13 protein-coding genes are annotated in these 13335 nt (G+C 59.2%); 9 read left to right on the plus strand and 4 right to left on the minus strand.

Going from position 1 to position 13335, the window contains the following annotated elements; genetic code table 11:
- Window positions 1–24: 24 nt before the first annotated feature.
- Window positions 25–489 (minus strand): thioredoxin-dependent thiol peroxidase, encoded by a 465-nt coding sequence (gene bcp / locus AB5Y73_RS01035; RefSeq protein ID WP_236095630.1) that lies wholly within the window; start codon window positions 487–489, stop codon window positions 25–27.
- Window positions 490–513: 24 nt separating this feature from the next.
- The gene (locus AB5Y73_RS01040) at window positions 514–1047 is read right to left on the minus strand and encodes a glycine cleavage system protein R (protein ID WP_064337273.1); all 534 of its coding nucleotides are present in this window, start codon (window positions 1045–1047) and stop codon (window positions 514–516) included.
- Window positions 1048–1252: 205 nt separating this feature from the next.
- Between AB5Y73_RS01040 and dapA the strand changes: the two genes are divergently transcribed.
- The 3 genes from dapA to AB5Y73_RS01055 all read left to right on the plus strand — a co-directional run bounded on the left by dapA (window position 1253) and on the right by AB5Y73_RS01055 (window position 4531).
- A complete protein-coding gene (gene dapA / locus AB5Y73_RS01045) occupies window positions 1253–2140 on the plus strand; it encodes a 4-hydroxy-tetrahydrodipicolinate synthase (RefSeq protein WP_005349232.1) in 888 nt (295 codons plus the stop codon).
- Window positions 2133–3260: an outer membrane protein assembly factor BamC gene (gene bamC, locus AB5Y73_RS01050; RefSeq protein WP_107682605.1), complete on the plus strand. Its 1128-nt coding sequence runs from the start codon at window positions 2133–2135 to the stop codon at window positions 3258–3260. Before dapA ends, bamC begins: the two co-directional genes overlap by 8 nt.
- Before the next feature lie 167 nt (window positions 3261–3427).
- Complete coding sequence (locus AB5Y73_RS01055; protein WP_181294859.1) at window positions 3428–4531, plus strand: phosphoribosylaminoimidazolesuccinocarboxamide synthase; 1104 nt, start codon at window positions 3428–3430, stop codon at window positions 4529–4531.
- 128 nt (window positions 4532–4659) lie between these two features.
- On the opposite strand, the gene AB5Y73_RS01060 is transcribed toward AB5Y73_RS01055, so the two are convergent.
- On the minus strand, window positions 4660–5262 hold the full coding sequence (locus tag AB5Y73_RS01060) for a short chain dehydrogenase (protein ID WP_107682604.1): 603 nt from the start codon (window positions 5260–5262) through the stop codon (window positions 4660–4662).
- A gap of 97 nt (window positions 5263–5359) precedes the next feature.
- Here AB5Y73_RS01060 and AB5Y73_RS01065 point away from each other — a divergent pair, with 97 nt between their 5' ends.
- From AB5Y73_RS01065 to AB5Y73_RS01080, 4 genes are all read left to right on the plus strand, one after another.
- Window positions 5360–6259, plus strand: a complete 900-nt coding sequence (locus tag AB5Y73_RS01065) for a LysR family transcriptional regulator (RefSeq protein WP_107682603.1) — start codon at window positions 5360–5362, stop codon at window positions 6257–6259.
- A gap of 71 nt (window positions 6260–6330) precedes the next feature.
- Window positions 6331–6972, plus strand: coding sequence for a DUF2057 domain-containing protein (locus AB5Y73_RS01070; protein WP_107682602.1), 642 nt, complete (start codon window positions 6331–6333; stop codon window positions 6970–6972).
- Between the two features lie 74 nt (window positions 6973–7046).
- Complete coding sequence (locus tag AB5Y73_RS01075; RefSeq protein WP_107682601.1) at window positions 7047–7493, plus strand: HIT domain-containing protein; 447 nt, start codon at window positions 7047–7049, stop codon at window positions 7491–7493.
- A gap of 89 nt (window positions 7494–7582) precedes the next feature.
- Complete coding sequence (locus AB5Y73_RS01080) at window positions 7583–8281, plus strand: DUF3334 family protein (protein WP_005339098.1); 699 nt, start codon at window positions 7583–7585, stop codon at window positions 8279–8281.
- A 67-nt stretch (window positions 8282–8348) separates the two neighbouring features.
- On the opposite strand, the gene AB5Y73_RS01085 is transcribed toward AB5Y73_RS01080, so the two are convergent.
- On the minus strand, window positions 8349–9347 hold the full coding sequence (locus tag AB5Y73_RS01085) for a DUF2860 family protein (RefSeq protein WP_058057228.1): 999 nt from the start codon (window positions 9345–9347) through the stop codon (window positions 8349–8351).
- A gap of 206 nt (window positions 9348–9553) precedes the next feature.
- Here AB5Y73_RS01085 and arcB point away from each other — a divergent pair, with 206 nt between their 5' ends.
- Window positions 9554–11866: an aerobic respiration two-component sensor histidine kinase ArcB gene (arcB, locus tag AB5Y73_RS01090; protein WP_107682600.1), complete on the plus strand. Its 2313-nt coding sequence runs from the start codon at window positions 9554–9556 to the stop codon at window positions 11864–11866.
- A 51-nt stretch (window positions 11867–11917) separates the two neighbouring features.
- Entirely contained in the window at window positions 11918–13282 is a 1365-nt protein-coding gene (gene dgt / locus AB5Y73_RS01095; RefSeq protein WP_107682599.1) for a dGTPase, read from the plus strand.
- Window positions 13283–13335: the final 53 nt, after the last annotated feature.

Consider the following 13335-nt stretch of genomic DNA (forward strand, 5'->3'; position numbering starts at 1 on the left):
GCCTTTCAATGACGCAGGGGAGGATTATCCCTTGAGGAAATCCAGTACCACCTGATGGTGATCGCTGGTTTTGAACTTGTCGAAGTGGTGGGCAATCTTGCCCTCTTCGTCGATCAGGAAGCTCTGACGGTGAATGCCGTCATACTCCTTGCCCATAAATTTCTTCGGGCCCCAGACGCCAAAGGCATCCGCGACGGCGTGGTCCTCATCGGCCAGCAGAGTGAAGTTGAGCTGGTCCCGCTCTTCGAACTTTTTCAGAAGTTTGGCCGGATCCGGGCTGATGCCAAGCACCAACACATTGAGGGCGGCCAACTCGGCGTTCACATCGCGCAGGCTGCAGGCCTGGGTGGTGCAGCCGGGGGTCATCGCCTTGGGGTAGAAATAGACCAGCACCTTCTTGCCGCGCAGGCCAGCGAGGCTGACCTGATTGCCATTCTGGTCGGGCAGGGAGAAATCGGGGGCGGGGCTGCCAGCTTGTAGTGGTTGCATGGGGTCTCCTCGGGTAAAACGCCCTCAGGCGTGTTTGCGATTGACGATAAACTCGAACGATTCGGCACCCAGTTGACGACAGAATTCGGCGAAGGCGGTTTGCGAACCTTCCACTTCACCCTCTCTGGCCAGATTGAGCTGAAAACTGATCTTCAGCAGGTTGAACGGCTGCTGCTCCAGGGTCATGGATTGCATCGCCTGAATGTTCCAGCCATGTTCGCTGAAGAACTGGGTGCACTGGCTTACGATGCCGGGCTCGTCGCGGATCAACAGGTCGGCACTGGCGCGGATGTCATACTGCAGGGACTGGTGGCGTTCGGTGCGTTTCATCATGGTGATGAGATCCCACTCCTGGCTACGCAGGGGCAGGCTGATTTCGAGTTGCATCATGCTGTTCCAGTCGCCCGAGAGCAGCATGATAAAGGTAAATTCATTGCCGAAGATGCCAAGGCGGCTGTCCACAATGTTGCAACCACAGCCACTGACGTGGCGGGTCACTTCATTGACGATGCCAGGCCTGTCCGTGCCGATGGCCGTTACGACCAGGTAGTGAGTCATAAATCTTCTCTCGTCCGTTATTTCGTTGCGAAAGCCGCGCTGGCAAGCCAACCCTCCGGCCCTGATGACCACTCCCTGAGGGACGCTGCCGACTTTCGTCCATTGCTTTTTGTTCCGGATGGTATCACGGCTTGCCCCCTCTCTCCCTTGTTTTTCAAAGGGGTCAGCTTTACCATTACGCCCCTGAAAATCGGGAGAAAAGTCCATGTTACGCGGTAGTATTGTTGCGCTCGTTACCCCCATGCTGGCTTCAGGTGAAGTCGATTGGGCCAGTCTGGCCAAACTGGTCGACTATCATGTCAGCGCCGGGACCAGTGCCATTGTTGCGGTGGGTACCACAGGGGAATCGGTGACCCTGAGCGAGCAGGAGCATATCGCCGTCGTTGAAAAGACCGTTGAGTATGCCGCCGGACGCATTCCCGTCATCGCCGGTTGTGGCTCCAACAATACTGCCCATGCCATTGAATTGGCAAAGCGACTGGCCAAAACCGGCGTGGTGGCGGGTCTCTCGGTGACTCCTTACTACAACAAGCCCACTCAGGAAGGTCTCTATCGCCACTATTGTGCGATCGCCGAGGCTAGTGGTCTGCCCCAAATTCTTTATAATGTGCCCGGTCGCACCTGTTGCGATCTCAAACCGGAGACCGTGGCCCGTCTGGCCAAGGTTCCCGGCATTATCGGTTTGAAAGAGGCAACCGGCGATTTGAGCCGCACCCCGCTGCTGCGCGAGCTGTGCGGGCCGGAGTTTGCTCTCTACAGTGGCGACGATGCCACTGGTTGTGATTTTATGCTGCAAGGTGGCGATGGCGTGATTTCGGTCACCACCAATATTGCAGCGGCCCAGATGGCCGACATGTGTCGTGCTGCGCTGGCCGGTGATGCCGGGCAGGCGCATGACATCAACAATCTCTTGATGCCGTTGCACAAGACTCTGTTCTGCGAACCGAGCCCCACCCCGGTGAAATGGGCCTGTGCCCAACTGGGATTGATTGCAACAGCCACCTTGCGCTTGCCGCTGGTTGACCTCACCCCCGAGGGCGAGCAGCTGATGGCGCGAGCACTGACCACAGCGGAGTTGATGGCGAGTGTTTAAATCTAATGGAAAGGGAAATAGAGCCCGTCTGGTGCTGAGCGTTGCGACTGTGGCCGTCTTGGCCGGTTGCAGCACCCCCCAGGATCGCAAAATGGCCAACCGCGACTTCGGTTATGAAGATGCCCGCCTCGAGGGCCGCGCGTTCTTGATCCCCGCAGGATTGAGTGCCCCCACCTTCAACAGCCAGTACGATATCCCGCCGCTTCCCGAAAGCAGCCGTGAAGGTGCCCTCGGCGCCCAGGTTGATGTGCGCCCACCCGCTCAACTGCTGACCGTGGTACCGGGCAGTCAGGTCGTGCAGAGCGCAACCGAACCGACCGTTGCCTTCTATGCCCTGAGCACCAGCCAGAGCGTGGAGCGCGATACCTGGTCGTTCCTGATGAACTTCCTGGCCAAATACAAGGTCACCACCGAGAAGCTGGATCAGCAGGATGGCGTATTGCAGACCGGCTGGTTTGACAACACGGTCGCCCTCGATGGCTGGGGTGAAGATGACGAAGACTTCAAAATCCGTCAGCGTTACCAGTTCACCGTGCGCAACGATGCCCAGCGCCACGCCGTCAATATGTCGGTCCGGGTACTGGATCACGAAGAGACCATAGACGGCGAGACCAGCAACAAGCTGACCCCTGCCGATGCCCAGCGCTATGCCGCGCGAGTGCTGAACCAGTTCTCTCTCTATTACGACAGCCAGCTGAAAGCCCGCGAGCAGCACAAGTCCAACGATGGCATGGATCTGCAACTGGGTCTGGACAACAACGAACTGAGCGCCTGGATTGCCGAAGGCTCCTTTGATCAGGTGTGGCGTCGCCTCAATCAGGTACTGCCCGCTTACGGTTTCACCATCAAGGATACCCAGCAGTCACTGGGCTGGATCGACGTCGAGTACGAAGAGCCGGGTGCCGAGTTCTGGAAGGCGAAAGGGAGCGAGCCGTTCAAACTGGAGGAGGAGAAATACCGCTTCCAGCTTGGCGAAATGGCGGGAGGCAAGACCTCCATTACCCTGTTCGACAAGGACAAGAAGCCGGTATCGTCCGGGGTTATCTCCCAGATGTATATCAGCCTGTCCGAGGCGTTCGCCAAGGGGCTGGCCGATCAGGCAGCAGCAAAAGCAGAATAAATACAGGGGCCTTGTGCCCCTGTTTTGTTATCAAAATCCCCCTGAAAACGCGGGGATTCCGAGCGGTTTTCGATGATGCGAGCCCCCTTGCCAGCCCGTTGCAAACAGAGCGTGCGGGTTAGGGACTCGCGATGTTTACCCCCCACAAACAGGAAGTGTTATTAGCCATGAGTCTTGCAGATCAAGTATTGGCGGTGAATGACGATTTGCCGATCCGTACCGATAAACCTGTCCATTCCGGCAAAGTGCGCAGCGTCTACTGGTTGACCCCCGAAGACAGTGCCCGGCTCATAAAAGAGAAAGGCTATGATGTGCCGGCCGATGCGCCCCTCGCCCTCATGGTGATCAGCGATCGCATCTCGGCCTTCGATTGCATCTGGCAAGGTGTGGATGGCCTGAACGGCGTACCGGGCAAAGGGGCTGCGCTCAATACCATCTCCAGCCACTGGTTCAAGCTGTTCAAGGAGAAGGGACTGGCCGACAGCCACATTCTGGATATTCCGCACCCCTTCGTCTGGATCGTGCAAAAAGCCCGTCCGGTGATGATCGAGGCGATTGCCCGCCAGTACATCACCGGCTCCATGTGGCGTGCCTACAAGGATGGCGAGCGCGAGTTCTGCGGCATCACCCTGCCGGAAGGGCTCCAAAAGGATCAAAAGCTGCCGGAAATCCTCATCACTCCCTCCACCAAGGGCGTGCTGACTGGGCTGGATGGCGTGCCGGAAGCCGATGACGTCAACGTCTCCCGTGCCGATATCGAGCGCCATTATAAGGGCTTCAACTTCAGCAAGCCGGCCGACATCGACCGCTACGAAGTGCTGCTCAAAGAGGGCTTCAACGTCATCAGCGACGCGCTGGCCGGGCTGGATCAGATCTTCGTCGATACCAAGTTCGAGTTTGGCTATGTCCACGATGCGGCAGGCAACGAGAAGCTGATCTACATGGATGAAGTGGGTACCCCCGACAGCTCCCGTATCTGGGATGGCGCGGCTCTGCGCGACGGTCAGATTGTCGAGAAGTCGAAAGAGGGTTTCCGTCAGTGGCTGCTAAACCACTTCCCGGATCCGGACATCCTGCTCAACAAGAACCGCATGCCGGAACGTTTTGCCCTGGCCCGCGACAACAAGCTGCCGACCGAAGTGATGATGGATATCTCCAACACCTATGTCGGGATCGCCGAGAAGATCATCGGCCACAAGTTGGCGCGTTCTGCCAATCCCAAGCAGGAGATCATCGAGGTGCTGCGCGATCAGTACGGTCTGATCGACTAAGGGTTGCTCTCTTTTTTTGTCGCCAACAAACAAACGTTTGCTGGTGGCGATGGAGAGAGGCAGAGAAACAGACGGGCCCCGCTATGGGGCCCGTTTTTATTGCTGGTCTGGCGGCAAGCGAGCGGCGATTAGCCGTTGACCCTGAACACCTGACCGGTCTGGATGCCCAACACCGATTTTTTGTAAGCCTGCGCCACCTTGGCGGCGGGCACCGGCACGAAGCCCGGGAAGAAGTCGGCGTATTTCTCCATCGACTCCGCCAGCACGGTGGGGCTCACCACGTTGATGCGAATGCCCCTTGGCAGCTCGCAGGCGGCCGCTTTCACAAAGTGATCGATGGCGCCGTTGACGGTGCTGGCGCTCACGCCCCAGTTGATCGGCTCCTCGCTCAGAATACCGCTGATCAAAGTGATGGAGCCCTTGTCAGTCAGATAGGGAATGGCGGCTCGGGTCAGGTTGATCTGGCCCATTAGCTTGCTCTCCAGTCCCACCTGCCACTGATCGTCGGTCATCTCGGTCAGGCCGTTGAAGGCCACGCTGCCGCTGGCGACAACCAGTGCATCAAACTGGCCCACCTGGGCAAACAGCGCCTTGATGGAGGCGGGATCGCGCATGTCGACCGTGGCATCGCCACGGCTGTGGCCGACCCGGATCACCTGATGATCTTTGGCAAGCAGTTCACTGACCGCGGAGCCGACGGTGCCGGAGGCACCCACAATCACAATTTTCATCTGCATCACTCCTGGTTGGGATGTATCGATTCTAGCGCAACAGAAAATGCGAAAAAGCGCGTAAAATAAACCAATTGTTTCCATATTGGAGCTAATGATGGATATCGCCCATCTGGCCAGCTTTTATGAGGTGGTGCTGCGCGGCAGTTTCTCGGCTGCGGCCGATACGCTGGGGGTCAGCAAGGGGATGCTGAGTCGCCACGTCAGCGCGCTGGAGTCCTCACTCAATGCGCAACTGTTGCAGCGCACCACCCGCCGCCTCAGTCTGACCGAGGCGGGCAAGACCCTCTACCAGCAGGCGGGGGAGATCTTCGCGCTGGCTCGGCAGGCGGAGCAGGATATTCAGGCGCTGACCGAAGAGGATGGCGGTCGCCTGCGCTTTACCTGCCCGGTCAGTACCGGCGACCGCATGGTGAGCGAACTGCTGGCCAGCTTTGCCGTGCTCTGCCCGGGAGTGGAGGTGGAGCTCAACTTCACCAACCAGATGGTCGACATGAGTCAGGGGGAGAACGACATCGCCCTGCGAGCCATGAACGAGGTGCCGGATAATCTGGTGGCCCTGCCGCTGGGGCGGCTCAAGGATGTGGTGGTGGCGAGCTCCGCACTGGTGGCGCGAGAGGGGCGTCCCGCCACTCCCTATGAGCTGAGCGGGCGCAGCTGCCTGTTGCAGGGGCACAATCCGGCCTGGGAGCAGTGGCACTTTATCCGTGAAGGGGAAGAGGCTCACATTCTGGTGCAGGGCAAGGTGCGAGCCAACCACTACAGTACCGTGTTACAACTGGCGCGTGCCGGTGTGGGCTATGCCAAGTGCCCGCTGATGCTGGTGGAGTCGCTGCTGACGGCGGGAGAGCTGGTGACCGTGCTCGACGAGTGGCAGAGTGGTCTGCATCAGCTTCATGTGCTGCATGCCCAGCAGCGGCGAGTGCCGCGCAAGATCCGGCTGTTCAAGCAGGTGCTGGCCCAGTGGTTTGCCGAGCGACCCCACTACCTGCTCTGAGCGGCGTTATTTTTCTGTCATCTTCGGCTGCTACCCTGCGCCCATCATCGGCATCAGGAAGATCAGCGGGAATGAAGAGTAATAGAGGGTTGACCGGTTTTGTGCTGCTCTGTGCAGTGTTGGGGGCAGGCAGTGTACAGGCCATGGTGGACGTGAAGGTGCCGGAGAATTTCCGCATTCTCGCGGTGAGCAACGGCACCTTGCAGGACGAGCAGCATGCCACCCTGGCTGATGGCGAGCAGCAACTGCTGGTGCGCTTCGAGGGGGTGATCCCCAGTCGCAGCAGCAGCGAGAATGATCGGCAGGTACGCTCCGAGCCGCAGGTGGTGCGCTATCAGGGCAGCAATCAGCATTTGCAGCTGACGGCCAGCGTACCGGGAGACGAGCGGGGGATGCAGGCGTATGCCAAGGCTCCTGTGGTGGCGTTGCAGGAGAATGGCCGCGCGCTTGCCATCCAGCAGGACGCGCTGGTGACCAGTGGCATGCTGCTTGGGGTGGACTGGAGCGGCAAACTGGCCGAATACAACCGCAGCGGCGGCAAGGCGGCGCTGACGGCCGTCGCTGTTACTACACAACCAACGGCTACGCTCTCCGGTGGGGCGCAACCCGTTGTGGCAGCCAGCGAGCTGGAAGGGCAGTTGCAGCAGCTGTTCCTCCAGGCCGATCCTGCCCTGCGCAAGCGCTTTATCGGTTGGGCCGTGCCACAGCTTTAAGTTTTCTGCCCGTTGCAGTAACGTGGACACTCCTTTTTTCAGGCGCTCTGTTCATCGTACTCAACGAGGTTTTCATGTTTGAATTGCATTCACGCCTGCAGGCAGATACCCGGTGGCTCGGGGATCTGCCCCTCTGCCGTGTCTTGCTGGCCAAAGACAGCCAGTATCCCTGGCTGATCCTGGTACCGCGAGTAGCCAACCTGCGGGAAATTCACCATCTGGCGCCGGAGCAGCAGCAACAGCTGATGCAGGAGTCCTGCGCCGTCGCCGCCCTGATGGAACAGGCCCTCAGCCCGGACAAGATCAACATCGGAGCGCTGGGCAATCTGGTGCCGCAACTCCACCTTCACCATGTCGCCCGCTTTGCGACGGATCGCGCCTGGCCCGGCCCCATCTGGGGAGCCCATCCGGTCTTGCCTTACGAGCCACAAGTTTTGGCGCAGCAGGCCGATATATGGCGTGTCCGGCTCGCCAAGCTGAGCGGTTTCACCCCTGTGGCTGCTGATAACGGAGTCAACTGAGAGGCGTGTCGCTATTTCAGTCTCCGGGCCGCGCCATCTGTTAGAGTTATGGTATAGATAAGCCCATTTTCGATGTTCAGGAAGGTCCCATGATAGTGACAAGATCCGATGACGATGCCGTATTGACCACAGAGGATGTGCTGCTCAGCCTGTGCAACTCGGTGACGGACGTTTTGAGTGCCGCGACCATGAGTCAGGTGCGGTTTTCCGGCATGGTGCAGCGGATCAGCAAGACCTGCCTCAAGCCGGATATCGGTTGTTTCGTGCTGTTCGATGGCGGTTTTTCCGGTCTGGTGGTGATCAACTTCTCCGCCGCCGCCGCCATGGAGCTGTACGAGAGCTACATGCTGAGCATGGGGCTCTCCAAGGAGGATCTCGCCATCTCCCACACCTCTGACGAGGTGAGCAACGTGATGGGCGAGCTGATGAACCAGATCGTCGGCAGCTTTACCGTCAAGGTGGGCCGGGATCTGCAGACCCACATCACCCAGAACCAGCCGAAGATGCTGGCCCTTAACAAGCAGGTGATGCTGAGCGTCGATACCAATCTCGACAGCCCGGAGTCCCGCCGCGTCACCTTCTTCACCGCCCGCAACAACATCTTCTATCTGGAGCTGGCGATGGACAAAACAGAGTTCATCCGCATCCACAATGAGGGGATGGAGCATGAAGAGCTGGATCCTGATGCGCTGATCGCCCAGGCCAAGCAGGATGCCGCCAAGCCGGCTCAGGCTGCGGCCCCGGTTGCCAACGATCACGACGATCTGCTCGATTCCCTGGGTATTTGAGGCAAACGCCGGATAGCAACAAGGCCACCTTCGGGTGGCCTTGTTGTATCGGTGCGTACAACCGTTATTAGAAGTTGTAGAGCAGGCCGGTGTTGAACATCACCGATTCAGAATCGTAGAAGTTGATGTCGGAATCGGACTTGGCATAGCCAGCAGTAAAGGTTGCGGAGAGCGGCGCGATACCGAACAGGCGGTGCCAGAAGAAGGTACCGGTCAGGGCAAACTCGTCGGAGTCGGCGTTTTGGCCAAAGATGGGGTTGGCCTCATCATATTTGGTCTGGCCCAGATAGGCGTTGCTGACGAAAGACCACTGGGAAGCGCGCATGCCGTAGGTCAACTGCAGGCCGTTGCTCTTGTAGCTTTGGGCGCTGCCGTCCAGGTCGGCTTGGCGGTAGATAAAGGCTGGCTCCAGCATCTGACCGGGGGCCAGTTGCCATTTGTAGGAGAGGTCGAGGGCGTGGATCTTGCCGTTGCGATCCAGCTTGGTCGCATAGTTTGTCTGGTTATCCTTATCGTATTGCTGGCCGCTGCGCTCCTCATCCACCTCGATGTTGCGGGTGGTCAGGCTGCCATTGAAGTTGCTACCCCAGATGCTGTCCCAGGCGAAGCGAACCCCTTTTGACTTGATATCGGTCGACTGGCGGTCGACACCCACCGCGAAGGGATCGCTCCACTGCTCGGTCGGCATGGCATTAAAGACCACGGAGCCAGCTACGATGCCCTTGTCGCTCATCTCCTGACGGATACCGAGCTGCTGGGTGAAGTCGAAACGGATGGCATCCTGGATCAGGTTACCGAGGAAGACCTGGGTGCGGGTATCGGCAAAGGTGTAGCGGATATCGGCGTTGAGCAGCGGGGCAACGGCGGAGCTGCTCTCGGCACTGCCCAGTCCGCTCAGGCGGCGGTTTTCATCATCACCACTATAAAAATTCGATTCGTAATTGATGACACTGACCCCGCCGAGCAGGAAACCGGACCAGCCAGACTCCTTGGGTATTTCACCCAAATCAGCATAAGCACTATTTGCGACCAGCAGGCCCAGGCCCAGCAAGGTGGTATTGCGCATCGGATAACTCCTAAATTAAATGGTGGTGAATTTTTTCGGCCGGTGAGTATAAAGAAAAAACCTTAATGGCAACTGACTCAATATTGTCAATTATCCTAACCCACTCATTTCATTCGGCGAATCGTTAATTAATTGTGCGAGATTAAGAAGAGTTCACTCGGTTGTGCTGGTATTCTGTACCGCGAATATCGGGGGAAAACAATAAGATGAAACAGATTAAATCCTGGGCGCAATATTATGTCGATCTGATGACCAAGCTGGGACTGGTGCGCTTCAGCATGTTCCTGGCGGCGGGCATTATCGTGCTGGCGGTCGCCATCCAGATGGGGGTGACCCTGTTCCTGCGCGGCAATATCGATGTGATCGACTTCGTTCGCTCGGTGTTTTTTGGCCTGCTGGTGACCCCCTGGGCGGTCTATTTTCTCTCCATCGTGGTGGATCAGCTGGAGGATTCCCGTCAGCGACTGAGCCGGATGGTGCGCAAGCTGCAAGATATGCGCGAGCGGGATCTGGAGCTCAATACCCAGCTGCAGGAGAACATCAGCCGCCTCAACGCCCAGATTGCCGAGACCAACCGGGCCGAGAGCCTGCGTCTGCAGGCCATTGAGGATCTCGAGAACGAGGTGTTTCAGCGAGAGAAAGCCCAGCTTCATCTGGGGGAGCGTACTGCCCTGCTGCGCTCCTTTATCGACTGCTCCCCTGATCTGGTCTACTACCGCAACGAGGATGAGCAGTTTTCCGGTTGCAACCGCGCCATGGAGGAGCTGACCGGCAAGGTGGAGGCCGAGCTGATCGGTCTGACCCCGTTCGATGTCTACAAGCAGGAGATTGCCAACAAGGTGGTAGAGACCGACAAGCAGGTTTTTGCCAGCAACGAGCCGCTCACCTACGAGCAGTGGCTGGAATATCCCGATGGCCGCAAGGCTTATTTCGAGCTGCGCAAGGTGCCCTTCTTCGACCGCTTCGGCAAGCGACTCGGCCTGCTCGGCTTTGGCCGTGACATCACCGAGCGCAAGCAGTATCAGGACAAGCTGGAGAAGGCGAGCCGCGACAAGACCACCTTCATCTCCACCATCAGCCACGAGTTGCGCACCCCGCTCAACGGCATCGTGGGCTTAAGCCGGATGCTGATGGATACCCCCCTCGATCCCAAGCAGCACCAGCAGCTCAAGACCATTCACCTGAGTGCGGTGACCCTTGGCAATATCTTCAACGACATCATCGACTTGGACAAACTCGATCGCCGTCGCCTCGAAATTGCGCCGACCCGTATCGACCTGCCCGCCTTCCTCGACGAGCTGGAGACCCTGTCGCGCATTCAGGCGGAGCAGAAGGGGCTCTACCTCCATTTCGATCGCGATGGTGACATGCCGCAATTCGTGATGGCTGACGGCACCCGTCTGCGTCAGGTGCTGTGGAATCTGGTGGGCAATGCGGTCAAGTTTACCGATGAGGGGGGCGTCACCGTGCGTTGCCTATCCCATCCCGCTGACGAGCCGGGCAAGCTGGCCCTGCACTTCGAGGTGGAGGATACCGGCATCGGCATCCCGCGCGCCCAGCAGGAGAAGATCTTCGCCATGTACTATCAGGTACAGGGCAAGAAGCACGCCACCGGCACCGGCATTGGCCTCGCGGTCTCCCGTCAGCTGGTGCAGGCGATGGGCGGCCAGCTCTATGTGGACAGCGATCCGGGCGAAGGTTCCTGCTTCACTGCCGAATTGGAAGTGGCTTGCGCCGAACCTGTGTTGCCAGAGCAGGAGGAGGAGATGCCCTCCCTCGATATCCTGCTGGTGGAGGATGTGGAGCTCAACGTGACGGTGGCCTGCGCCCTGCTGGGCAAGCTGGGTCATCAGGTGCAGGTGGCACGGGACGGCACCCAGGCGTTGGCGATGGCCAACCCGGATGATTTCGACCTCATTTTGCTCGATATCCAGCTGCCGGACATGACCGGCTTCGATGTGGCGAAAACCCTGCTGGAGCGTTATGGCGACAGCCTGCCACCCATGGTGGCGCTCACCGCCAACTCCACCGGCGATCGCCAGTACTACCGGGATCACGGCATGCAGGATGTCATTAACAAGCCGCTTGGCTCCAAAGCGGTGCGGGAGGTGATTGGCCACCTGTTTGCCGGTCTGGCCGAGGATGAAGCGGACGAGCAGGCGGATGCGGGCAATCAGGATGCGCTACTGGACTTGCCCTTCCTCACCGATTACGCCGATACCGTGGGCAAGCCGGTGCTGCTCTCCAGCGTTGAGCTGTTCGAGAAGATGATGCCGGACTACATGGCAGTGCTCGACTCCAACATGATTGCCAAGGATCAGGCCGGCGTGGTGGAAGAAGCCCACAAGATCAAAGGGGCGGCAGGCTCCATTGGCCTGCGCCGATTGCAGCAGACGGCACAGCTGATCCAGAGCCCGGATCATCCCGCCTGGTGGGAAAACGTGGAAGATTGGATTGAGACGCTGCGCCGCGAATATCCGGGCGACATCGCCCATCTGCGGCGCTGGTTGCTGTCTTGAGGCTGGAGGTTGTCTTGAGTCGGATAGAAGTTGCTGGCAAGGAGCTGCAAGATGTATAGCCGTTTGATTACCCCCGCGCGCATCCACTCCTGGGGGGATGAGGAGCTGCTGGAGGCGACCGAGCAGGATCGCGCCCGTATCGTGCAGGCGGCGCCGGTGCGCCGGTTGCAGCAGAAGACCCAGGTCTTTCCGCTCGATGTGAAGGCCTCGGTGCGCAGCCGCCTCACCCACTCGCTGGAGGTGCAGGAGACCGGTCGCCAGATCAGCCGCCGCATTCTGGCTGCCTTGCCAGCAGGCACGGTCTGCGAGGGAGCCTTTATCAATCTGGTGGAGATGTCCTGCCTGCTTCATGACGTGGGTAACCCGCCGTTTGGCCACTTTGGCGAGCAGGTGATGAGCCAGTGGCTCGGCGAGATGCTCGATCCACTCTATCAGCAGGCGCTGGCGCAGCGCCCTTCGGCCCAGTGGGCTGAATTGCGTCAGGATCTGCAACTGTTTGATGGCAACGCCCAGAGCTTGCGGCTGGTGCACAGCCTGCACGAGCTCAACCTGACGCTTGGACAACTGGCGGCACTCTGCAAATACCCGCAGCAGCCCCAGCCCGGCGTGAGCTATGGTCAGCATCATGGCTGGAGCAGCAAGCGGGGCATCTTTTTTAGCGAGCAGCCGCTCTACCGGGCCCTCGGTCAGAGCCTGGGATTGGCCCCCGGCTGCCGTCATCCGCTGGTTTACATCATGGAGGCGGCCGATGACATCTCCTACTGCATCGCCGATCTGGAAGATGCGGTAGATCGGAGGATCCTGACTCAGGGTGAACTGCTGGCGGCGCTGCGAGCTGCTGACCAGAGTGACTACATGGGCACCTTGCTGGATGACGCGCTTGCCAGTGATCGGGGCTTTTTCCCCCATTTTCGCCAGCAGCTGACCCGGGATCTGGTGGCGTTGGCGGCGCAGAGCTATGTCAGCGAACATCAGGCCATTTTGCAGGGCTCCTATCCGCAAGCGCTGCTGCATGGCCAGGCGCCGGCGGCGCGGGTGCTCGATATCCTCAAGCAGGTGGCCCGCGAGCTGGTCTTTATGCGCCCCGAAGTCGAGGCTCTCGAACTGGAAGGGTATGCGGCGCTGCGCGGGGTGCTGACCAGTTATGCCTGTCTATTGGCACTGCCAGCGCCACAGTTTGCCCGTCTGCTGGCCAGGGAGGGGAGTCAGGCGCTGTTCTTTGCGCGCCGCCTCTATCACCGCCTCTCGGCCCGCCACCTCAAGGCCTATCGATTGGCGATCGCCACCCCGGATCCGCGTTTTGCCTGCCAAAACGAGCAGGAGTGGTATTACCGGGTGCGGTTGCTGCTCGATTATGTCAGCGGCATGACGGATACCTATGTACTGGAAGAGTACCGGCTACTCTCGGGGATCTGATGCCCCAAGATCCCTGTCGGGCAGCATAAAATGCCGTAAAAACGTTTAAAAAG

Origin of the sequence: Aeromonas sp. s7(2024) (genome assembly GCF_040907825.1) — a bacterium.
Lineage (GTDB): Bacteria > Pseudomonadota > Gammaproteobacteria > Enterobacterales > Aeromonadaceae > Aeromonas > Aeromonas veronii.

What these genes read in the sequence shown, in the direction of transcription:
- AB5Y73_RS01085 (WP_058057228.1), bottom strand. Translation starts at nt 9,347, where the DNA reads ATGCGCAATACCACCTTGCTGGGCCTGGGCCTGCTGGTCGCAAATAGT.
- bcp (WP_236095630.1), bottom strand. Translation starts at nt 489, where the DNA reads ATGCAACCACTACAAGCTGGCAGCCCCGCCCCCGATTTCTCCCTGCCC.
- AB5Y73_RS01040 (WP_064337273.1), bottom strand. Translation starts at nt 1,047, where the DNA reads ATGACTCACTACCTGGTCGTAACGGCCATCGGCACGGACAGGCCTGGC.
- dapA (WP_005349232.1), top strand. Translation starts at nt 1,253, where the DNA reads ATGTTACGCGGTAGTATTGTTGCGCTCGTTACCCCCATGCTGGCTTCA.
- dgt (WP_107682599.1), top strand. Translation starts at nt 11,918, where the DNA reads ATGTATAGCCGTTTGATTACCCCCGCGCGCATCCACTCCTGGGGGGAT.
- arcB (WP_107682600.1), top strand. Translation starts at nt 9,554, where the DNA reads ATGAAACAGATTAAATCCTGGGCGCAATATTATGTCGATCTGATGACC.
- AB5Y73_RS01080 (WP_005339098.1), top strand. Translation starts at nt 7,583, where the DNA reads ATGATAGTGACAAGATCCGATGACGATGCCGTATTGACCACAGAGGAT.
- AB5Y73_RS01065 (WP_107682603.1), top strand. Translation starts at nt 5,360, where the DNA reads ATGGATATCGCCCATCTGGCCAGCTTTTATGAGGTGGTGCTGCGCGGC.
- AB5Y73_RS01070 (WP_107682602.1), top strand. Translation starts at nt 6,331, where the DNA reads ATGAAGAGTAATAGAGGGTTGACCGGTTTTGTGCTGCTCTGTGCAGTG.
- AB5Y73_RS01060 (WP_107682604.1), bottom strand. Translation starts at nt 5,262, where the DNA reads ATGAAAATTGTGATTGTGGGTGCCTCCGGCACCGTCGGCTCCGCGGTC.
- AB5Y73_RS01055 (WP_181294859.1), top strand. Translation starts at nt 3,428, where the DNA reads ATGAGTCTTGCAGATCAAGTATTGGCGGTGAATGACGATTTGCCGATC.
- AB5Y73_RS01075 (WP_107682601.1), top strand. Translation starts at nt 7,047, where the DNA reads ATGTTTGAATTGCATTCACGCCTGCAGGCAGATACCCGGTGGCTCGGG.